Genomic DNA, 21,845 nt, shown 5'->3' with positions numbered 1-21,845 from the left:
CGGTTTTTGGCATCAAACGTTGCCCCGAGCGCACTCGAGAGGATGCCGTCAATCCCATTTGCTCCACGGTTCGCGAGTAGACGAAGGGGTGTTCCTGTAGGCAAGAACGTATCAATATCTCGGATCGGCATACTGTTCGAAACGAATAGGCTTCCTTCTTGTAACGTCGTTAACGCGCGGACGACGTTATACTCCGTCATCTCCTCTTGATCGATCGTCGTAAAGGCATCGGTGACGCGTCGCTCTGCCTGTTGTAACAGATTGAGGTACGTAGGGTCATGCGGAACGGGCTCATGATGTTCGAGTTGTCGCGCGTGACCAATCACGAAATCCGAATGGAGTTGGGGATCGCGCCAATTCCCTGGATGACCAACGACTGTCGTCGGAATATCCCGAGACCAAAGCAGATAAGGTTTTGACGTCGGCATGGCGCCGAAACGAATGATTCGATCCGGTCGGACGTGCTGAGCGGTGGCCGGATGTTTTAGCCATGTATCGTAGTAGGCAAAGACGTGATCATCATGCGATTGCCGCCCTTGACTGAGTGGATCTGCTAAGACCGGAATCCCTGCTTGTTTTGCATACGAGATGACAATCTGACTGTCCGCGGCAGCAAGTTGTGGTCCAAGTACAAAAAGAAGGCGCTCTTTTTGAAGCACGATTGTTAAGGCGTTATTTACTCCCGATGTCGGTTCAGGTAAAACGCCGACAGGACGACCTGTTCGTAAAAGATCGAGTTCAGGCACGAGTGGTTCACGTAATGGAACGTTGATTTGAACTGGTCCCGCCGGTTCCGTCAGGGAGAGCAGGGTTGCACGTTGTGCGACATGAGCGACGTAAGGAAGACTCGCTTCTTCCGCTAAGGGAAGATCAAATGCATGACGAACCTGCTTGCCGTATAGTCCGATCTGATCGATGGCTTGAGGCGCCCCGACATTACGTAATTCATGAGGTCGATCGGCAGTCAAAACGATCAATGGAAGTTCAAAAATATTAGCTTCGGTTACTGCTGAATAATAGTTCGTCGCAGCGGTACCGCTTGTACAAATTAGCGCAACTGGACGAACACGCTCTTCCGTCCGTGTTAAACCTAAAGCAAAAAAACTAGCCGACCGTTCGTCAACAAGGACGTGGGTACGGCTAGACGGATGCAGAAAAGCTGCAATAGCAAGTGGTGTCGAGCGGGAACCGGGACTGATGACGAAGTCCCGGACACCAGACGCGACGAGCGTATCAATTAACGTGTGCATCCATTTAGTCAACATAAATATCATCCTTTTCAATCGAACCAATGTGTGAAAGAGCTTGTAACATCGGTGATAGTTTAGTTTCCGTCTCTGCTAGCTCGCTGTCGAAATGAGAACCTTCAACAAGACCGCAACCGGCATAAAGAATGACAGCCCGTTCCGTAAATAATCCAGAGCGAATGGCAACGATGAATTCCCCATCATCCTGTCCATTCATCCAACCGACGGGTGAACCGTACCAACCCCGTTCGAACGTTTCAATCTCTTGGATCGCATCGACCGCTAATTGCTTTGGCTCGCCACCAAGTGCAGGTGTCGGATGAAGTTTCTCAATCAGTTGGAATAACGTGACATCTGCTTTTAAACGCGCCGTGATCGGTGTATAGAGATGTTGGATATGACGATTTTTTAAGAGAATCGGGGTATCCGGACAATCCAGTTGCTCTGAAAAAGCAGATAACGTCCGTTCGATCGAATCAGCGACAATCCCGTGCTCCATTCGGTTCTTTTGATCTTGTAATAACGATTGACCGAGTGCCTCATCCATCTCATCCGTCGCGTGGCGCGGTGCAGAACCGGCGACGGCTGCTGTCTCAAGGCGACGTCCACGTTTTTGGACGAGTCGTTCCGGTGTGGCTCCGATAAAGGCCTCTTCCGGATTCGGCTGGAAGCAGAAGACATAGCTACCGGGCTGTGTATCTTCGAGTTCAGCAACGACAGCGGCTACATCAAGTGGGCGGTCCAGTTCGTAGACGACTTCCCGCGCCAAAACGATTTTTTCAAGTGTTGTCTCCAAGTAATGCATCGCTTGTTGAAACGAGGCTTCAAAGGCTTCATTTCCATCCCGAGATAGACGTAAACGCGTGACGCCTGTCGAAGTCGGTGTTTGCGGTTGATTAACTTTGGCGAAATCAAGTGCGAGCTGATTTAAGATTGAATCGAATTGATCCATCGGTTCAACACGGGCGAAGATCGTCACGCGTGTCTTACCATCTTGCTCTAAGAATAAAAACTTCGGAATCGTCATCGAAGCGTCTCCAAAGGAAGACCAGCGATAATCCGGTTGGTTAAGTTCAGTGAAAGAGAATCCGCTGAACGCAAATAAATCATGACCGACATGGTCGCGATTCACATTTGTCCATTGCGATTGAATTCGTAAAAAACGATCCGTTCCTGAAGCCTGAAGTTGTTGTACGATGCCAAACCCAATGGCCCGCATCGAGCGATCAGGTGTCGCGAAATAAAATCGTTCCTCGATACCCTGTTCGAGAGAACGCATGTCAGTTGCTTCGATTTCCCATGAATACGAAGCAAGTATAGGTCGTTGTGAGGCATTCGCCTGACTGACGGCCTGTTCGATACACTGTTTTAGCTCTTGTTGAGCGTAAGCCATACCGCTCATTGCCCCCTAGTCTGTAGATACTGTGATATGTTTCACTTATTCTAAGTGTAAACTTTTTGCGGACAAAAAAGAAGGAATAAGCTATCTTGGATTGAACATTGACATCAAAAAACGAAACCCGCTACACTTAGACAGGAAAGGGGTTATTATATGAATAAATCAATCGCTGTCTATTGGCGAATGACACGACCGCATACACTGACAGCAAGTTTTGTTCCGGTCGTCGTCGGTACGGCAGTTGTCGCACCACGTGTGGAATCGATACGCTTGGATTTGTTCGTAGCGATGTTAATCGCATCGATGTTGATTCAAATCGCAACGAATCTGTTCAATGAATACTACGATTACAAACGTGGTTTAGATACAGAGGAATCGGTCGGAATCGGTGGATCAATCGTACGTGATGGATTCAAGCCAGGTACGATTCTTGCATTTGCACTTACGTTGTATGGCATTTCCGCACTACTCGGTGTGTATCTATGCATCGAGACTTCGTGGTGGTTACTTGTCGTAGGACTCATCTCGATGTTCGTCGGATATATTTACACCGGAGGACCACTACCGATCGCGTATACACCTTTTGGGGAAGTGGTTGCTGGCTTTTTCATGGGATATATCATCATTGCGATCTCCGCCTACTTGCAAATTGGTTATGTACCAACGGAAGCCGTTGCGATTTCGATACCTGTTGCCATCTTGATCGGTTCAATCCTGCTTGCAAATAATATTCGGGACTTGGATAATGACAAGGTCAACGGACGAAAAACGATTGCCTGTCTTGTAGGGCATCGCCGTGCCGTGTACGTTTTGATCGGATTTTTTGCGGCAGCTGTCCTGTCACTCATCATTGCTGTACTGGCATTCGAAGTCTCTTGGTTTGCCTTACTCGCGTTGTTGAGTATTCCGCTCATGATTAAAACGGTCCGTCTCTTCTGGGAGGACTTGCCACCAGAACAACTGATGCCTGGTATGGCGCAGACTGGTAAAGTAAATACGATTTTCGGATTACTACTCGCAATCAGTCTCGTGATTGCGAACATCTAAATTCAAACAAAGCAGCAGGCGATTCGCTTGCTGTTTTTTTTATGAGAAGATAGCGAACAGTTAGAAAAAAAGTGCTTCGGTTGTCACTGATTTAAAATTTTACTATAATTGAAGCAATGTGCCTGAAAGATCAATTCAAGGATCGGGAATCAGGAAATATGGTTAGAGGTGGAACTGGAATGAATAAAATCGCGGTAATCGGAAAAGTATTCGTCGACATAAAAGGAACTTCGTTCGCTCCTTTGCACAAGGATGCGAAAAACGTAGGAGACATCACGTTTTCGAATGGAGGAACAGGACGCAACGTAGCACAAAACTTAGCCGTCCTCGGGAATGAAGTTCGCTTTATCTCGACGGTTACGAATGATCAGATTGGCGTGGGAGTGCTCGATGAGCTGAAATCTTACGGTGCGAATGTGGATCATGTCGAAATGTTAGAAGATCATGGTATGGGTATGTGGCTAGCGGTCATGGATAACGAAGGTGACTTGCAAACCTCAATCTCGAAACAACCGGATGCGAAGTTACTCGAAGAGGCGATTTTACGTCAATCAATCTATGCGCTCGATGGAGTCGATGCCGTTGCCATCGATCTTGATTTGTCTGTTACAGTCTTGGAACGTTTGATTCATCTATGTCGCAAAATGGAGTTGCCATTGTTTGGTGTTTGTGGTCACTTGAGCGTCATTGAACGTAATCGTCATCTGTTACAAGGATTCACTGGATTCATTTGCAGTCGCGAAGAAGCAGAAATTTTGTCTGATCTGTCAATCGTGACGGTAGAAGATGCGATTCATGTAGCAAATGAGCTAGCGAAAAAAGGTGCTCCATTCACGGTCGTGACGATGAGTGAACTAGGGGCGGTCTACGTCGATCGTCGTACGGCGACGTCAGGTCATGTTGGAACGAAAAAAGTAAAAGTCGTCGACTCAACGGGAGCAGGCGATTCCTTCTTCTCTGCTGTCTTATCTGAATTGACAAAAGAAAAACCAGCAGAAGAGGCATTAAAGCTTGGCATGAAAATCGCGGCAGAAGTCATCGCTTCGACAGAAAATGGACTCGTTCCAGAAATGCTGGATGCCATTCAATGAATTAATTTTGAAAAGGGGTGGCGTCATGCCGATTCAACGAAGTGCGATCATTTTACGAAATGAACAGGATGAAATTGCGTTGATTCGACGGGATAAACCGAACGAAACGTATTATGTCTTTCCAGGCGGTGGAAAAGATGATGGAGAATCACTAGAAGAGACAGCGATTCGTGAAGCACATGAAGAACTCGGTGTCGACGTGGAGTTGAATGGCATTGCTGCCATCGTCCGTTTTAACGGATTCGATAACCCTTATTTTTGGGCGAAAGCAATTGGCGGTCGCTTTGGAACAGGTATGGGTGAAGAATTCGAAGAGGAAGGGTCTGGTTATACACCAGTCTGGATTAAACGATCCGAATTGCCATCATTGCCGATTCGTCCACCGTCTCTTGCCAAACAATTGGCAGAAATGACAGAACCGTTCTATAAATTGATTCTTTCTGAAAACGAATGAGGTTTTAGTTGAAATAAAATGGGAAAAGTATATTAAAACAATGAGGTGGTCTTTGACTGCCTCTTTTTCATGAAGGAGAGATGACGATGGCGCATTCACGCGATCCTAAAGGGCTTGCCTTGAACTTAAAGCAGCGAATGTCCGATCACAACATTACGGATTATGCAGGGACACTCGCCTATTACTGGTTTTTATCCATTTTCCCAGGTATCATTTTCGTCATTTCCGTCTTGTCGTTCTTTGATATTGATCGTCAGACACTTGAGTCGCAAATCCGGGACTTAGCACCGGGTGGGGCCGTCAATACATTCACGGATACGATTTTTCAAGCCATCAAGGATCCGCAGGGGGGATTGTTATCGATTGGTGCGATTCTTGCCATCTGGTCCGCTTCAAAAGGTGTCGATCGCTTGATCACGACAGCGAACCATGCCTATGGTGATTTCTCGCCACGTGGTTTTGTCGCAGCACGCGGGATTGCTTTACTACTCACGATTGTTCTCGGAATCGGGATGTTATTATTGATTGTCTTGAACGTTCTTGGTGGTCCAATCATCACGTATCTTGCGAATTTCGTTCTCCCGATCGATATGGGGCAAAAAATCTTATTAACGGTCTTGCGTTACGTCGTTTCAACGATTCTATTGATTGGTATACTGTCGATCTTTTACCGCGTCGCACCAAAGCGCCCGATTACCTTTAAGGAAGCGATCCCAGGAGCCGTCTTTGGTGTCATCGTCTGGCAATTACTATCGGTCGGATTTGGATTCTACGTCTCGAACTTCTCAAACTACAATCAGACGTACGGTTCGCTCGGTAGTGTCGTTATCTTGTTATTATGGCTTTATTTCACAGGATTGATCATCTTACTTGGTTCTGAATTGAACGCGTCATGGGAACGATTCATGAAAAAAGCGGATCCGAAGAAGATGGAAGAAAAGCGCTTGAAGGAACAAGCAGAACTCGATTCGATTCCGACGAATACGTTCGGATGAAGAGACAAAAAAACGTCTGACTGCCGTGTGGCAGTCAGACGTTTTTTTTAATGATTAAGCGGCTAATCGTTTTTCGGATACACGCTGTGTGAGAGTTGGTAAAGCATCCTGTTGAAGAAGACGTAAGCCATTCAGGATGACAAGAATCGTCGATCCTTCGTGTCCGACGACAGCGAACGGCATGATTAGGAACTGTGACAAGTTGGATGCGATCAATAGAAGGATGACACCGATCGCAAGCGTGATGTTTTGTTTGACGATCCGGTTCATCTTCCGGGCTTTATGCACGGCGTAGGCAAGACGACCTAAATCGTTTTTCATCAAGACAACGTCAGCAGTCTCAAGCGCAGCATCCGTTCCTTCACCCATTGCAATCCCGACATGTGCCAGTGCGAGCGCCGGAGCATCATTGATACCATCACCGACCATCGCAACGGTCCGACCTTCTGTTTGGTATTGCTTAATATAGCGCACTTTATCTTCCGGTAAGCATTCAGCGACGAAGTCCGTTAAACCCGCTTCACGCGAGATGGCTGCTGCCGTGACAGGATTATCACCTGTCAACATGATCGTCGCGATGCCGAGATTGTTTAAAGCGGCGATTGCTGTTTTAGCTTCCGGACGAATCGTATCACGTAATGCATAAAGTGCTACGATTTGTGATCCATTGCTGACATAAACGATTGTATGCCCTTGTTCTTTCAGTGACTGTTCAATTGTTACGAATGGATCGTCTAGACCATCGTGGAATGCTCGCTTGCCAATACGATACGTGACGCCATCGACAGTTGCTTCAATCCCGTATCCTGTCACATCTTTGAACGTTGACGGTTCGCGAACATCGGTTTTTAAGTGATTAACGATCGCTTGTGCGAGCGGGTGGTTCGACTGTGCTTCGATGGAAGCAACGGCTTGTTCGACGGCTCGGATATCGATTCCTTCCGCGTATCGACTTTCAGTAACGACGGGTTTACCTGTTGTCAGAGTCCCTGTTTTATCGAAGACGATCGTGTCGACTTGTCCGAGTGTCTCGATGTGTGCTCCACCTTTGAAGAGAACGCCATTTTTCGCAGATGCGGCGATTGCGGACAAGGCAGCAGGGGTAATCGACGCGACAAGCGCACAAGGCGAAGCAACAACGAGTAAAATCATCGCCCGATAAATGCTTGTCTCGAATGTCCAGCCGACGACGTAATGAGGAAAGACCATCATCAGGGCAACGACGAGGAGGACGATTTTGACATAACGACTTTCAAATCGTTCGATGAACTGAGCAGAGGGAGACTGCTCACTTTGTGCGTTTTGGACCATATGAATGATTTTTTGGAACAATGATTCATCAGCGGCTTTCGTCATTTCAATCGTCAAGACACCATTCATGTTGACGGTCGAGTTATAGACGGTATCGCCCGTTTGTTTTTCAACCGGAATCGATTCGCCTGTAATCGATGCTTCTTCGATTGCTGCTTGACCGCGAATGATGACACCATCGACCGGAATGCGTTCCCCGGGACGAACATAGACGAGGTTACCGATTACTAGTTGCTCGATTCCAACGACTTCAAGTTGTCCGTTTGCATTCAGACGCGTTGCTTCCTCTGGCTGTAAAGACATTAAACTTTGTAAAGCCCGTTCATTTTTATTCATCGTATAGGTTTCAAGAGCACCGGATAACGCGAAGATGAAGATAAGGATCGCACCTTCCATCCAATAGCCGATGGCAGCAGCACCGATGGCAGCTAAAATCATCAACAATTCGACGTTCAACGTTTTTTCTTGATACGTCTCCGTCAAGCCTTCCTTCGCTTTCGCATATCCTCCAATCACATATGCTGATAAGTACAACGTGACATAAACGGCAGACGCCGTATTGAATTTTTCGAGTCCGTAAGCAACTAAAATCAATATTCCGCTAAACAATGCTAGAATCAATTCGTGATGCTCATCCCAAGCATGACGGAATACGGAACGCTGTTGAACATCGGTAGTAGTGGAAGTCGTCATATTAAAACTCCTTTCAAAATGTAAATGAGAAATGAAATCATTATAGAAAGAGAATGAGAATGTGATATATCAATGAGTTTAACTGATTGATAATGAGTTTCATTGTCTCTAGATTATAATTATTATTATCTGTAGAATTACTATATCATGTTTCAGTGAAAAGGAACAGGAAAGGAACTAGAAAGATGCAAAAAATTTTAAACCATCGGATTGGACTCGTCGTCTTTGCATTATTGACGACTTTTTTGTGGGGAAGTGCGTTTCCCTTCATTAAAAAAAGTTATGACTTATTACAGATCACATCTTCCGAATACGGAGAGCAATTGCTGTTTGCGAGCTATCGTTTCTTTTTAGCAGGTGTGTTATTACTTGTCGTCAGTGTCTTCGTCTTCAAACAGACGATCACATTGAAGGAGCGGACTTACGCCTATAGTCGTCTCGGCTTCTTTTTGACGTTCTTGCAGTACGTCTTCTTTTATATCGGTCTATCTTTGTCAACTGGCGTACAAGGATCAATCATTGCCGGATCGACTTCGTTCTTCCAGATGTTACTGGCACATTTTCGATATGAAGACGATCGACTGAATCGATTTAAAGGACTCGCCTTATTCCTTGGATTCACAGGTGTCATCTTGGCCAACTGGCCACAAGGTGGGCAAGGTGTTTCGTTTGGAGTAGGGGAAGGATTATTGATCGCAGCAATGGTTTCCGGGGCGTTCGGTAACTTGGTTGCCAAAGAATACTCGGCACGTTATCCGGTGGCACCGATGACTGGATGGGCGATGGTCATTGGATCAATCGGTCTCTTTATCGCAGGAGTCATTCTCGATGGTCACGTCGCACCATTCACCTTTTCAACGCCAAGTGCTTGGATGCTCGTGTATCTTGCATTTTTATCAGCGACTGGATTTACGCTTTGGAACTTACTAATGAAATATAATCCAGTCAGTAAAGTGTCGTTGTTCATGTTCTTCGTACCAATCTATGGTGTCAGTTTATCGGCCTTGATTCTCGGCGAGACGATTCCACCGCAAGCGTTGCTTGGGTTACTCTTCGTTGTCAGTGGTATTTTAGTCTCGACGTACCTTCCGTTATGGTTTCAAAAGCGAGGTTGACGAAGATTCAGAATCGTGCAAAAATAGTTTCAATCAAAGTAACTCCCAATCGTTCGTTGCTCAAGCCGACCCGTTCGGCTTTTTTCTGTACGGTCAAGTGAAGACCGATTCGGCCTTGTCTGAAAGGCTAGTGCGACTATAAAACGGAAGGAGATGAAAACGAATGGAACGGAATGAGATCGTTCGAAAGATCATTGCCACTCGTCGTCCACGTGATGAGTTTGCCCGGTTCGTCGTAACGTGCGTCAGTCAGCAGTTGAAGGAAACCCATGGAGATGTGGATGTGGAAATCATCGAGGCGGAGAGAGGTTACGATTCAGTGTGGTCAATCAACGGTCGAGAGGTCGTCGTGCTGCTCGAGACAGAAGAGCTGAAGCGTGCAAAAGAACAGCCGTATGCGATCGACGATAAGCTCTGGCGGAGTTTTCGGCAAGAAGGAATTGTGAAATGAAAAAAACGGATCTTGCGCATCGATGGCGCAAGGTCCGTTTTTTAGATTCGGGGTGTCTCATGACGTTTGGCATACCGCAATAGAAGCGCAAGCGTCGTCAAGACAAGAACGAATAAACTGAAATACAGCATGGAAGGGAGTATGACGAACAGACTACCGGCAATTGGACCAAGAATCGAACCGAGACTGAAGGCAATCCCGGCAAGTAAGTTACCCGTCGGTAGAAGATGACGTGGTAGCTGTTCTGTCATATAGGCAACACCGAGCGAATACGTCGAGCCGAGTGCCATTCCACTGACGGCAAAAATCGCGAACAACCAACCGTAACGTTCGAAGGCGAAGCAAGCAGTGAGAAAAGCGACGGAACCAATCGACAGTACAGTGACTAACGTCCGACGTTTTCCGAAGTGATCGGCAAGTCGCCCCAGTGGTAGCTGCATGATCAATGAGCTGACGACGAATGTCGTGATTAAGGTACTTGTCTCGGATAAACCATATCCGTTACGCGTCGCAAAAACGGGAAAACTGGCATTCAGTGTGGCTTCGAGAAAACCGTATGTAAAACCAGGAAGTAATGTAAACCAAGCAGTCGATAGGACGAGTCGATACCGTGAAGCAGCACTTTGCAATTCCTCTGGCATGACGGACGACGGTTTTTCATTTGGCATACGGAATAATAAAATCAGAACGATGACGGTCAAAGTTCCTGTTAACACGAACGGTAACCAATCGATCACATCGACGAGCGGTGCAGCAAGAGGACCTAAGGCAAAACCGAGACCGAATGCCATCCCGTATAACGACATCGTTCGTCCTAACCGCTCGTTTGGTGTAATGGACGTTACCCAGACTTGTGACCCATAATGTAACGTCTGATCACCGAAACCGACGAGGAAGCGGAGAATTACCCAAGCGATAATGCTTGGGAGTAATGGGAATAAGAAGACAGCCACTGCGACAAGGGCAAGACCGAATGAGATGACAGGAATATAACCACGCCGTCGTAACGGACCTTCCATAAGAGGTGCGGCAACGATGACACCGATATAGAGGACGGCGGCACTGAGTCCGTTAATGAAAGCAGATGTCCCTTGACGTTCTAACAAGATGGACAGTAATGGAATCAGTAATCCTTGTGTGAAACCGGAAATGAAGACGATCGATAAGATGAGAGCAAAACGACGTGACACAAGTAACGACGACCTTTCTTTTTTCTTTTAGCATAACACGCCCCGGACTTCGAAAAGAGAGACCGGGGCGTGTTTCATTTATTTTCTTGTTCAAACCGTGTCGGACGAGGCATGTGCAGGAGATGTTCATCCCAATCTGTCTGATCGAACACTTCATCATGTTCGATACTGTGTGAAGCACGAATACCAACCATCATGACGAACAAGACCATACTGAACGTACCGATGATTGCGACAATACCTACGAGCCATTCCATCCCGGTCACCCCTTTTTATAAAACAGAATGTGTCTACTTTGTGACATTTTTCCCGGGACGCCATTGTTCAAAACCTTTTTTTTGATTCTTAAAGCCGACTCGATTGTTTTGTGAAATCAATCTCAGGGTAATATGCGTTTTTCACAAGCGCGTTCGGTCCAAGACACTGCACCGCAGGACAGTGACATGACAAGCTTTTATTCAGTTCTGTCTCTTGCCACTGGGCATACGCATCATTGAAGGACGTCTCGTGAATCGTACCGAGCGAAGCGAGTTCGTCACCGAAATCGGTTACGATGATTTCACCATCAAAGATGTTGACGTTAAGACGAGAACGACCATCAGGGTCATTGCGAACCGATACGTTTTTTTCTTGACGCAAGCGACGGTGCAATTCTAAATCTGCCTCTTCCATCGAACATGCGTAGAAAGGAAGTGTTCCGAACAACATCCAGACGTTCGGATCGCGGACGTCGAGCAAACGATGGATTCCATTGCGAATTTCGGATAAGCTAGCGGCTTCGATCATCGACGCGAAGTCAGCTGGGTACATTGGATGCACTTCGTGACGGACACAGCCCATATCGACGATTTCCTTATGGATCGCTTCAAGATGTGGCAACGTCCGTTTATTGATCATCGTTTCGGCAGACACGATGACACCACGTGCATTCAAGACACGAGCATTCTCTTTCATCGTTTCAAATAGTTTCGTTCGTGCTTCACGTGACGGTTTTCGCTCCATCATCGCAAAGCCACCATCGATGAAATCATCGGCTGTTCCCCAGTTATGTGAGATATGCAAGACATCGAGATAAGGGATAATTAATTCATAACGAGATAATGGAAGTGTTAAATTTGAGTTGATTTGGGTTTTAGCGCCACGTTCGTGGGCATACTTAAGTAAAGGGACGACGTACTCCTTGACGGACTTCATTGAAAGCATCGGTTCGCCGCCTGTAATGGAAAAGGCGCGTAGGTGTTCGATTTCATCCAGACGTTGAATAAGCAGTTCGACAGGGATTTCAGGTGACTCGCTACTGGATAACACGTAACCGACGGCACAATGTTCGCAGCGCATGTTACACAGTTTTGTCGTCGTGACTTCAATGTTCGTCAAACGGACCGTGCCGTATTGTTCAATGTCGCGATAAGCTTCCCACGGATCGTTCGCGATCGTGATGGGTGATGAATGTGACATAGATACTCCTCCTTTTTAGTTCTCCACTTCGTATCGTATGCTAAAATAACGTCGGAATCCAGCGGAAGAAAGGAAGTCTGAATAATGGGAAAAGCAAGAACTGATAAACTTGGTCAAATGAATGTGCTAAAATCAAGAATACAGCTTCTCTGTCATACAATCGATTCACTCGATGAATCATCAGATATCGAAGATTTGGAACGACTGATCGTATCACTAGATCAACTCAAGGCAAAAGTCGTTCGGTATGCGAAGGATATGAAAGAACAAGAAGAAACGAAAAAAGCGGTAGATTGAGACCGCTTTTTCATTTGCACAAACGGAAAGGATGAAATCGATGGCAACAAAAATCAAATTAAAGACAGGTGAGGTCCGTTCAGTCACGTGTCTACGGATGGGCATCAACGGTGAAGGGATCGCGACGCTCGAGCGACAAATCGTCTTCATCCCAGGATTGCTTGTAGGTGAGACGGCACAAATCGAGATCACGGAAATTCATGCGAACTATGCGAATGCGAAAATCTTAAAGCGTGACGATCGTTCACCAGACCGCGTGACACCACTTTGCCCAGTCTATAGTGTCTGTGGTGGCTGTCAATTACAACATATGAGTTACGATGGGCAATTGCGTTATAAGGAAGAGATGCTTCGCAATGCGTTCTTAAAATCAACGAAATTGAATGTCGAAAAGGCCGATATCCGTCCGACGATTGGTTCGAAGGAGTGGGGTTACCGCAATAAATCACAATTCGTCGTCGGAAAACAAGGCAATGAAATCGTTAGTGGTCTCTATTCTGCGAATTCGAATCGTCTGGTCGCAATCGATGATTGTGTCGTCCAAAATAAGGATACGCTTCGTGTCAACCAAGCTGTCACGAAATTACTCAACGATTATAAAGTACCTGTTTACCATGCAGCAAAACAAGACGGTGTCATGCGCCATATCGTCGTCCGGACAGGAATCAAAACGGATGAAATTCAAGTCGTGCTCGTTGCCTTTAAAGACGGCTTCCGTGATCTAGAGGGTTTGTCGCGCGATATCATGGACATTCCAGGTGTCGTCTCGGTCGCGCTGAACATCAATGATAAGTTAACGTCACGTGTCTTTGGAGAAGAGACGGAAGTCTTGCGTGGTGTCGAACGGATTGAAGAAGAGATGGGCGAGTTCACGTATCAACTGTCGCCACGCGCCTTCTTCCAGTTGAATCCGGAACAAGCAGAACGGATGTATGAAGAGATCGCGCGTGCTGCTGCTTTGACAGGCGAAGAACGTGTCGTCGATGCTTACGCAGGTGTCGGTTCAATCGGACTTTGGATTGCTAAGGGTGCAAAAGAAGTCCGTGGTATGGAAATCATCGAAGAAGCAGTTGAAGATGCGAATGCGCATATGAAGCAATATGGCTTTGACCATGCGCATTATGTCGTCGGTAAGGCAGAAGCATGGATTCCACGTTGGGTGAAGGAAGGCTGGATTCCAGACGTCTTTATCGTCGATCCCCCCCGTTCAGGTTGTGATACGCAGTTATTGAACGCAATGATTTCGTCTAAGGCGAAAAAAATCATCTATGTCTCGTGTAACCCGCAGACGCTTGCACGTGATTGCGATCATTTGATGAAAGCGGGATATAAGGTATCGTACATTCAACCGTATGATATGTTCCCACAAACAGCGCACGTCGAAGCGATCGTCGTGCTCGAAAAGAAGAAAAAGAAAAAGTTCTAAGCGCGAAAAAAGCCCGTATGCACTCCTTGAACGAGTGGACATACGGGCTTTTTTTCTGTGACTGCTCACTTACGTTTGCGAAACATAATCGAACGTGGCATCACATTCGGAAAAACGTTCCTTCAATTGACTGACGCGGTCAGCTGGGAGTGGACCACGTTCAATCAATTGCTGGTTCAAAGCGAGGTGTTCTGGTCGAGACGTTCCGATGATGGCCGTCGTGATTCCTGGTTCGAAAATTGTAAAACGTAACGCGGTCTCAAGCCAGCTAGATTCCTCGAGTGGATAAGCCAATTGTTGTGCTCGTTCCCAGTATGGTTCAACATATTGTCCGACCGGACGATCCGTGAAGCGCCACGGTGCATTACCGATTGGACGTTTGGCGATGACCCCGTGATTCAAAAGTGTAGGTAAGACTTGATCGACGCGTTGATCAAACAGATTGAAGGATGTCTGGAAACTATCGAAGCGTTTCGTTTTGATGGCATACTGCAAATCTTCTCGGTCACCAGAATAAGCGATGACTCGGACTTTCCCAGCTTGTTTTGCTTGTTCAAGCGCTTCGATGACGTCACTTTGAGCGAGGATTTCTCGACTACAAGAATGTAAGTGTACGATGTCGAGATGATTCGTTTGCATCGTCTGTAAGGCTTGATCGATGCCACCATGGACCGCTTCAAAGGTCCAGTCCTGCGTACCGGGAACATCATAGCCGACTTTCGTCGACAGAATGACGTCGTGCCGACGATTCTTTAGAAATTGTCCGACGCGTTGCTCCGATAAGCCATAGCCGCGTGCTGTATCGATCAGATTGATGCCAAGATCACGTGCTTGTTCGAGTAAATAAACTGCTTCGCGATCCGTCATCTGTTCTGCGCCGATGTGACCAGCTCCGAACCCAAGCGGGGATACGAATAGATCGGATGTTCCAAAACGTCTTAACTCCATGAACGATACTTCCTTTCAGACAACCTGTAGTTTTATATCGATGATGCTCGTTTTTGGCGATTACGATAAATCAGATAACCAACGAGTGCCACGCCTGCTATCGACCATTGGACGATGGACGAGAATTGCAAGAATTGATGGACAGCGAGCACTTCGACTAACATCGCTGGAATTTTTCCAATCGTACTCGCAGTTAGGAAGAGTAAGACGGAAATACCACTAGCAGCACTGACAATGTTGACGATGCCTGACGGGACAAATGGTAACAGCCGTAACAAGATGATCGTCCAAAAAGCTTCATGTCCTTGTTGTGTTTGGAGCTTTTGTTGCAAACGATTGACTCGATCTGGAAGCGGGCGACGAAGGGCATACTGCAGTCCTTGTCGGTAAATTAGGAACGCACAAACCGCACCTAAGACTTCACCGGTGAAAGAGAGCAATGTGCCGATCCATAATCCGAAATAGACGAGATTCGCAGCGGTGACGAACGTACTCGGTAGGACACCAAGTACACTGACGACGACGCCGATCAAGACACTAACGAACGGAGCGAACGGTCCGAAGAGTTCAAAGGTTTGGATGACATGTTGTTCCATCATTCGAATCCATCTTCTTCATCCGGAAGAAGTGGTAACTCGATGTGAACAGTCGTTCCTTCTCCAAGAACGGAGTCGAACCGGATCGTTCCATCATGACGATCGATGATGTGTTTCGTGATCGCAAGACCAAGACCGGTTCCGCCATCTTTCCGCGTCCGTGATTTATCGACGCGATAAAAGCGTTTTGTCAATCGATCAAGATGCTCTTCCGGAATGCCTTCTCCTTCGTCCCGGATAAGGCAATGCGTCCGGTCGCCGATCGTTTCAGTCGACAAGAAAATCTGTTTGCCAGGCGGCGTGTACCGTAAGGCGTTATCGAGTAAATTGCCGAAGACTTGCTCGAGACGGTCTGTATCGCCTAAGACGATTTGATCCGGATCGAGATGCATCACGAACGTGACCCCTTTCGACTGAGCAATTGGTTCCATCCGGTAGATGACATCCTCAAGTACTTGACTGAAGACGAGCGGTTGCTTCGACATCGGGTAGGAATCGCGCTCAAGTTGAGCGAGATCGAGCAGATCATTGACGAGACGTTGCAGACGTTCCGTTTCCCGTTCGATGATCTGGTAATATTGCGCACGCTTTTCTTCCTCCAGCGAATCATCCTGCATCATCTCTGTATAGCCACGAATGTAGGAGAGAGGTGTCCGCAATTCATGACTGACGTTCGCAAGGAACTCCTTCCGCTGCTCGTCGACTTCCCCAAGCGATTCCGCCATCTTATTCAGAGTTTCTGCGAGTTCGCCAATCTCATCATCCGATTGAATCGGAATCCGGTAATCAAAGTCACCTTGCGCGTAAACCGTTGATGCGCGCTTCATATCGATTAACGGACGAATGATTGTATCAATAATCTGACGACCAAAGATGACGAGATTCAAGACGATCAGCCCAATCATGAAGAAGATCATCAGGCGGAGTGGACGGAACGGTTCACTGATTTGTCCAAGTTCCAGGTACAAGATTAGCGTACCGACCAGTCGATTGTTTTCGATGATCGGAAATCCGGTCATTAGAATATCCGTTCCTTCAATCGGATGGGTCCGGCTCGAGACGACAGTCTCACCATTACGAAGCTGTTCGATGTCCGCATTCGTCAAAAAACGGAGTCCTGCCGGATTTTTCTTTAGAAAATCGATGAAGAAGACTTTCGATTCCGTCAATTCATTCGTATAAGTCATCCCATCATAAAAAGCACCAGATAAGCCTTCGGATTTGTAAATGTTGATTAGCTTTTCCCCACGGTTCAATAAGATATCTTCTTGCGTCTGAAGATAGAACCGGTCGTAGAGATAAAACGTCAGCAGGACAAATAAAATGGCAGAAAAAACGCTTGTAAACCAAATCGTAATCCAAATCCGGCGCCGGATCGTATAGCGCTTAATCATACTTCCTCGAATTTGTAACCGATGCCCCAAACTGTTTGAATCGAGCCACCGGCTTCCCCGAGCTTTAAGCGAAGTGTTTTAATATGCGTATCGACCGTCCGTAAGTTACCGATATAATCCGCACCCCAAATTTGATCGAGTAGCTGTTCGCGAGAAAAGACCTTATCATTGTTTTGAGCAAACAGATGTAACAAATCAAATTCCTTACGCGTCAGACTGACCGGCTTGCCATTGACGTGGACACTCCGACTTTCAGTGTCGAGTTCAAGCATACCGAGCGTTAAAGTAGAAGATTGATCAACTGTAAAGCGGTGAGAACGACGAAGAGTCGCTTCGATACGAGCAAGCAATTCTCGGGGACTGAATGGTTTTGTAATATAGTCATCAGCTCCGATTTTCAGACCGTGAATCCGATCGAGCTCGTCCGAACGTGCCGTCAGCATGATGATCGGAACATTTGAGAACTCACGGATGCGCATACAGGCTGTCAAGCCGTCCATTTCCGGCATCATGACATCGAGTAGAACGAGATGGAATGTATTTTGTTGAATGAGATGGATCGCTTCTTGTCCGTTAGAAGCTGTCATCGTCGTGTAGTGTTCTTTTTCGAGATTCGAGACGAGAAGGTCACGCATTTGTGCTTCATCATCTACTACGAGAATATTAAACGATTCTGGCATTAGTCTTCGCTCCATTTCCTGTAGAAGAAAAGGTTTCTTCCATAAAGATAATTTTCTTATTTATCATACCATTTCAAACTTTATAAACGCATGCGTGGACGCAAAAAAGCATGAGAGACAAGGCTCTCATGCTTCGAGTTGTTGATGATCGTATAGTGTTTCGAGTTCCCGACCATGAATGTACATGTGGAAACTAGATTTTGAGACTTCATATAGCGTGAACTGCGTCTCGCCAGCATTCAATTGCTCAAGAAGCGCAGGGCGCAACTCATCCGCACAAAATGCATACGGCAATTTTTCAGCTGCTTTTTGTGACCGAATGTTGCTTTTGCGAATTTTCATGAAGACACTCTCATATCCAAGCTCGAAGAACAGCTCAGAGAAAAAGGCTTCTTTCGCTAAATGATTGTATCCTTTACCATGATACGGTTTACCTAACCATGTACCGAGAAACCCATATTGTCCTTCGATATCGAGTAAACTGATCGTACCAATCGGTTGATCGAATTCATCTAGGATAGTACGTGATACGATTTCGCCACGTTCTTCCTCTTCGATTGCCTGCTTTGTAGTAAACAGAAATTCATCAAAGTACCGTGTTTTTTGGCGGACGTACGGATATACGTCTTGATGCTGCATCAGTTCGAACAAATCAGCGCAGTCGCTCAGCTCCCGTTGCTTGAGCATACTTCCATTCCTCCTTTTAGGACCGCAAGAATGATTGTCGAAAGCTACCTGTCTGACTCGTTTGAACCGCGCATGGTATGCCTTCTTCAGTTGTCGGATAAGATAATATTACCTTCTTTTTTTTAAATTGCAAGAAAATAATTTTTGTGAAAAAAGATACAAAAACAAGATGTTTTCCATAAGCGTTTAAAACCCCCGCTAGGTGTAAAAAACACCTAGCGGGGGGCGGATTAAGTCAAGTTCAGTTGAGCGTGTTCAAAAATGATTTTTCCATCGATCATCGTCATGAGCGGCTTCGCTAAATAGTCGAGTGGGAAGTGACTCCACAAGACGAGATCCGCGTCTTTTCCGATCTCAATCGATCCGACCCGATCGTCCACACCGAGCGAACGGGCTGGATGAATCGTGATCGCGCGTAAAGCGACATCGACCGGTAGACCTTCTCGTGCGGCAAGACCGGCGCAAAGGTTCAAGTACTGGACAGGTGTGTACGGATGATCGGTCGTAATCGAGATTTCAAGACCATGTTCGTGAAGAACTCGATACGTTTCCCATGTTTTATTCTTCAGTTCGATTTTAGATTTTCGTGTAAAGGTTGGACCGACCGTCACTTTTTCGATCGGTAGCTGTTCCATCTCTTTTGCAACGAGATGACCTTCCGTACAATGTTCGATGCGTAAATCAAGATCAAACTCTTCCGCAAAACGGATAGCAGAAAGGATGTCATCTGCTCGATGCGCATGTACACGAAGCGGCATTTTGTGATCAAGGACCCGTTTGATCATTTGATGGGCGAACGTTTCAGAAACCGGCTGCGTCCGAACTTCAAGAAAGGCTTCGCGCAACATCCCCATGATGCCCATCCGTGTCAGTTCACCAGCACGACCAGCACTATGGACACGTTTCGGGTTTTCACCGAGTGCCACCTTCAGACCCGCGTACTTTCGCAGGATCATATCATCGATGAACCGTCCGTGCGTCTTGATGACACTCGTGACGCCACCGATGATGTTCATGCTACCGGGCATGACTTGAACGGTCGTGATCCCATGTTGAACGGCTTCCTTAAAGCCTTCATCAAGCGGGTAGACGCCATCAATGGCACGAAGATGAGGTGTCATCGCGAAAATCGTCTCATTCGCATCATTTCCGACTGTTCCGGTACCTTCATCATATAATCCAAGGTGTGTATGGGCATCGATAAAACCGGGCAATAAAAAGTGACCTTCTGCTTCAATGACTTGATCGCTTTCTAAATGATCCAGTAATTCACCGATTTCAATGATTTTCCCATCACGAATGCGGATGTCCCCGTAAAAACTGTCCGAAGTAATCGGATAGATATGTGCATTTCGAATCAAGATATCCAAGTATCGTCCACCCCTGTACTAGTTTGAATGCTCGATTGCTCGTAACGCATCCTTTAGTTCAGCATACCGAAACTTGTATCCGTTTTCGAGCGCTTTTTTTGGAACGACACGAGCTCCTTCTAGTACAATCGTACTCTTTTCGCCGAGTGCGAGTTCTAACGCGAAGCGTGGCGCCGGGAGCCAGTGTGGGCGATGTAAGACTTTTCCGATCGTCTGTCCGAAACGCCGCATCGTCTCCGGATGAGGCGCAGTGATGTTCAGCGGTCCTTCGACTGTCGGGGTCTCGAGCGCGAATAGGAATAACTCGACTAGATCATCGATGTGGACCCAAGAGACCCACTGCTTTCCGTCGCCCATCGTCCCACCACCAAACAAGACATAAGGGAGACGCATTAACGGATAAGCGCCACCGGCTTTCGTCAAGACGACCCCGATTCGTGGATGGACGAGTCGAATGCCGGCGTCAGCAATCGGGCGAGCAAGGTCTTCCCATGCGACACAGACATGACTTAAGAAGTCAGCGGTCGGTGGAAGTGGTTGATCTTCAGAGAAGGTCTGATGCCGATCCTGTCCGTAAATGCCAACCGCAGAAGCAGATAAGACGACGTCTGGTTTTTGGTCGAGTGCTTCAACGATCCGGACGAGTTCCTTCGTCGTGCTGACGCGACTGTCGAGAATGGCACGTTTGCGTTCATCCGTCCAACGTCCATCGTTGATCGAAGCACCAGCAAGATGAATGAAGGCATCGACGCCCTCTAAGTGCTGTTCCGGCTTTGCGTCTTTTGTCATCCACTTGATATATGTGATATGCGCATCGTTCGCTTTCGGATGACGCGTCAAGATAAAGATGTGATGTCCTTGCTCGAGCAAACGCTTCGTCAAGGCTTGACCAATCATACCGGTTCCACCGGTAATCGCAATGTTCATGTAATCCATCCTCCTTGAAATAAGTAAAAGTAGCTTCTTTCCATTTGTTCCCGTTCCATGGTTTCACTCAAACATAGACCTGCCTGTTCATGATATCGTAGAACTACCGAATCAGGTTAGGGGAGGGAACGACATGAAGATCAAACGGATCTCGACGCAGAAAAAGAACAGCGAACGATTCAATATCTATGTCGAGCGTGATGGCAAAGAAGAGTATGCCTTTGCCGTAGACGTCGATATCTTAATTAAATACAATCTGCAACGCGATAAGGAACTCGATGACGACTTCGTCAAGGAAGTGTTGACGGCTGAAGAACAGCAAAAAGCATATCGTCTCTCGTTGAATCATCTATCGTACCGCATGCGGGCGACGAGTGAAGTCGTCGCCTATTTAACGGAGAAAGAGACACCGGAGCATGCGATCAAACATGCAATCGAGCGATTGACGGAGCAACGCTATCTGGATGATCAACAGTTCGCACTTGCTTATACAGCGACGAAAAAAGCGACGACACCTCAAGGACCGGGACGGATTCGCCGTGACCTTGAGGCATTGAAGATACCAAAGACGGCGATTGATGAAGCGATCGTGACGTTTACTGATGAAGAGGAATACGAAAAAGTCCTGAAGTTTTTGCGACAAAAACAAAAAGAGCTTCAACGACGATCCGTGCGGGAACTGACACAAAAATTACAATTAACGCTTATGCAACGTGGTTTCTCGTCCGACTTGATCAAAGCGGGCATTGAAGAAGTGTTTTTAGCTGAAGAAGGTGACGAAGAAGAACAGGCGGCCCTTTATCAAGCGCGTAAGTATTATCCGAAATATCGGCAACTTGAACCGTTCGAGCGTGAACAAAAGGTGAAGCAAGCACTTGTTCGAAAAGGATTTCCATACGGTTTAGCAGCTCAAGTCCTTGAACAAGTCAAAGAAGAAGAGGCGGAATAATAAAAGCAAGACGAAAAATTGACAATTATCCGACAATTGTGCTATTCTACGCACAGACTAAGAAAAGGAGGAACCGTCCTATGAAAAAGCCAATTGGTTTCACTCATATCCAACAGCTGA

21 protein-coding genes and 1 pseudogene are annotated in these 21,845 nt (G+C 46.7%); 9 read left to right on the top strand and 13 right to left on the bottom strand.

Features of this window, described 5'->3' with window-relative positions:
* Both menD and B4F99_RS11425 read right to left on the bottom strand, forming a co-directional pair.
* Window positions 1-1,265, bottom strand: a 1,265-nt coding sequence (menD, locus tag B4F99_RS11430) for a 2-succinyl-5-enolpyruvyl-6-hydroxy-3-cyclohexene-1-carboxylic-acid synthase (protein ID WP_290758214.1), incomplete at its 3' end; no start/stop codon positions are given.
* A complete protein-coding gene (locus B4F99_RS11425) occupies window positions 1,255-2,640 on the bottom strand; it encodes an isochorismate synthase (RefSeq protein ID WP_290758024.1) in 1,386 nt (461 codons plus the stop codon). The genes menD and B4F99_RS11425, both read right to left, overlap by 11 nt.
* 159 nt (window positions 2,641-2,799) lie before the next feature.
* On the opposite strand from B4F99_RS11425, the gene B4F99_RS11420 reads away from it, so the two are divergent.
* From B4F99_RS11420 to B4F99_RS11405, 4 genes are all read left to right on the top strand, one after another.
* Window positions 2,800-3,693: a 1,4-dihydroxy-2-naphthoate polyprenyltransferase gene (locus B4F99_RS11420; RefSeq protein WP_214856494.1), complete on the top strand. Its 894-nt coding sequence runs from the start codon at window positions 2,800-2,802 to the stop codon at window positions 3,691-3,693.
* Between the two features lie 179 nt (window positions 3,694-3,872).
* Window positions 3,873-4,784 (top strand): PfkB family carbohydrate kinase, encoded by a 912-nt coding sequence (locus B4F99_RS11415; RefSeq protein WP_035412684.1) that lies wholly within the window; start codon window positions 3,873-3,875, stop codon window positions 4,782-4,784.
* 25 nt (window positions 4,785-4,809) lie between these two features.
* The gene (locus B4F99_RS11410) at window positions 4,810-5,238 is read left to right on the top strand and encodes an NUDIX hydrolase (RefSeq protein WP_035412687.1); all 429 of its coding nucleotides are present in this window, start codon (window positions 4,810-4,812) and stop codon (window positions 5,236-5,238) included.
* Window positions 5,239-5,324: 86 nt separating this feature from the next.
* A complete protein-coding gene (locus B4F99_RS11405; RefSeq protein WP_035412690.1) occupies window positions 5,325-6,233 on the top strand; it encodes a YihY/virulence factor BrkB family protein in 909 nt (302 codons plus the stop codon).
* 54 nt (window positions 6,234-6,287) lie between these two features.
* Here B4F99_RS11405 and B4F99_RS11400 read toward each other — a convergent pair whose 3' ends face one another.
* On the bottom strand, window positions 6,288-8,237 hold the full coding sequence (locus B4F99_RS11400) for a heavy metal translocating P-type ATPase (protein WP_290758020.1): 1,950 nt from the start codon (window positions 8,235-8,237) through the stop codon (window positions 6,288-6,290).
* A 185-nt stretch (window positions 8,238-8,422) separates the two neighbouring features.
* On the opposite strand from B4F99_RS11400, the gene B4F99_RS11395 reads away from it, so the two are divergent.
* Complete coding sequence (locus B4F99_RS11395; protein ID WP_290758017.1) at window positions 8,423-9,352, top strand: DMT family transporter; 930 nt, start codon at window positions 8,423-8,425, stop codon at window positions 9,350-9,352.
* 163 nt (window positions 9,353-9,515) lie between these two features.
* On the top strand, window positions 9,516-9,803 hold the full coding sequence (locus tag B4F99_RS11390; protein ID WP_023467290.1) for a hypothetical protein: 288 nt from the start codon (window positions 9,516-9,518) through the stop codon (window positions 9,801-9,803).
* A gap of 41 nt (window positions 9,804-9,844) precedes the next feature.
* Here B4F99_RS11390 and B4F99_RS11385 read toward each other — a convergent pair.
* The 3 genes and pseudogenes from B4F99_RS11385 to yfkAB all read right to left on the bottom strand — a co-directional run.
* A pseudogene (locus tag B4F99_RS11385) lies at window positions 9,845-10,996 on the bottom strand (MFS transporter); the annotation flags it as partial.
* A gap of 71 nt (window positions 10,997-11,067) precedes the next feature.
* Window positions 11,068-11,250: a hypothetical protein gene (locus B4F99_RS11380; RefSeq protein ID WP_023467292.1), complete on the bottom strand. Its 183-nt coding sequence runs from the start codon at window positions 11,248-11,250 to the stop codon at window positions 11,068-11,070.
* A gap of 88 nt (window positions 11,251-11,338) precedes the next feature.
* Window positions 11,339-12,451 (bottom strand): radical SAM/CxCxxxxC motif protein YfkAB, encoded by a 1,113-nt coding sequence (gene yfkAB, locus B4F99_RS11375; RefSeq protein WP_290758011.1) that lies wholly within the window; start codon window positions 12,449-12,451, stop codon window positions 11,339-11,341.
* Window positions 12,452-12,535: 84 nt separating this feature from the next.
* On the opposite strand from yfkAB, the gene B4F99_RS11370 reads away from it, so the two are divergent.
* Window positions 12,536-12,748 carry an SE1561 family protein gene (locus B4F99_RS11370; protein WP_214856501.1) on the top strand — a complete coding sequence of 71 codons (213 nt, stop codon included), beginning with the start codon at window positions 12,536-12,538 and terminating at the stop codon, window positions 12,746-12,748.
* 40 nt (window positions 12,749-12,788) lie between these two features.
* Window positions 12,789-14,174 carry a 23S rRNA (uracil(1939)-C(5))-methyltransferase RlmD gene (rlmD, locus tag B4F99_RS11365; protein ID WP_290758007.1) on the top strand — a complete coding sequence of 462 codons (1,386 nt, stop codon included), beginning with the start codon at window positions 12,789-12,791 and terminating at the stop codon, window positions 14,172-14,174.
* 69 nt (window positions 14,175-14,243) lie between these two features.
* Here rlmD and B4F99_RS11360 read toward each other — a convergent pair whose 3' ends face one another.
* The 7 genes from B4F99_RS11360 to B4F99_RS11330 all read right to left on the bottom strand — a co-directional run bounded on the left by B4F99_RS11360 (window position 14,244) and on the right by B4F99_RS11330 (window position 20,776).
* Window positions 14,244-15,122: an aldo/keto reductase gene (locus B4F99_RS11360; RefSeq protein ID WP_214856503.1), complete on the bottom strand. Its 879-nt coding sequence runs from the start codon at window positions 15,120-15,122 to the stop codon at window positions 14,244-14,246.
* Window positions 15,123-15,154: 32 nt separating this feature from the next.
* The gene (locus tag B4F99_RS11355; RefSeq protein ID WP_214856504.1) at window positions 15,155-15,721 is read right to left on the bottom strand and encodes a TVP38/TMEM64 family protein; all 567 of its coding nucleotides are present in this window, start codon (window positions 15,719-15,721) and stop codon (window positions 15,155-15,157) included.
* A complete protein-coding gene (locus B4F99_RS11350) occupies window positions 15,718-17,112 on the bottom strand; it encodes a sensor histidine kinase (RefSeq protein WP_214856505.1) in 1,395 nt (464 codons plus the stop codon). Before B4F99_RS11350 ends, B4F99_RS11355 begins: the two co-directional genes overlap by 4 nt.
* Window positions 17,109-17,792: a response regulator transcription factor gene (locus B4F99_RS11345; RefSeq protein ID WP_214856506.1), complete on the bottom strand. Its 684-nt coding sequence runs from the start codon at window positions 17,790-17,792 to the stop codon at window positions 17,109-17,111. The genes B4F99_RS11350 and B4F99_RS11345 overlap by 4 nt, the downstream gene beginning before the upstream one ends.
* Before the next feature lie 126 nt (window positions 17,793-17,918).
* A complete protein-coding gene (locus B4F99_RS11340; protein ID WP_023467300.1) occupies window positions 17,919-18,479 on the bottom strand; it encodes a GNAT family N-acetyltransferase in 561 nt (186 codons plus the stop codon).
* 230 nt (window positions 18,480-18,709) lie between these two features.
* Complete coding sequence (locus tag B4F99_RS11335) at window positions 18,710-19,849, bottom strand: amidohydrolase (RefSeq protein WP_290758000.1); 1,140 nt, start codon at window positions 19,847-19,849, stop codon at window positions 18,710-18,712.
* Window positions 19,850-19,867: 18 nt separating this feature from the next.
* Window positions 19,868-20,776, bottom strand: coding sequence for a TIGR01777 family oxidoreductase (locus tag B4F99_RS11330; RefSeq protein WP_290757997.1), 909 nt, complete (start codon window positions 20,774-20,776; stop codon window positions 19,868-19,870).
* Window positions 20,777-20,909: 133 nt separating this feature from the next.
* On the opposite strand from B4F99_RS11330, the gene B4F99_RS11325 reads away from it, so the two are divergent.
* The gene (locus tag B4F99_RS11325; RefSeq protein WP_214856511.1) at window positions 20,910-21,725 is read left to right on the top strand and encodes a RecX family transcriptional regulator; all 816 of its coding nucleotides are present in this window, start codon (window positions 20,910-20,912) and stop codon (window positions 21,723-21,725) included.
* The last annotated feature ends 120 nt before the right edge of the window (window positions 21,726-21,845 follow it).

Origin of the sequence: Exiguobacterium sp. UBA3491 (genome assembly GCF_002377745.1) — a bacterium.
GTDB lineage: Bacteria > Bacillota > Bacilli > Exiguobacteriales > Exiguobacteriaceae > Exiguobacterium_A.
The sequence above is the reverse complement of the archived record's forward strand: the minus strand, read 5'-3'. Positions and strand labels throughout refer to the sequence as shown.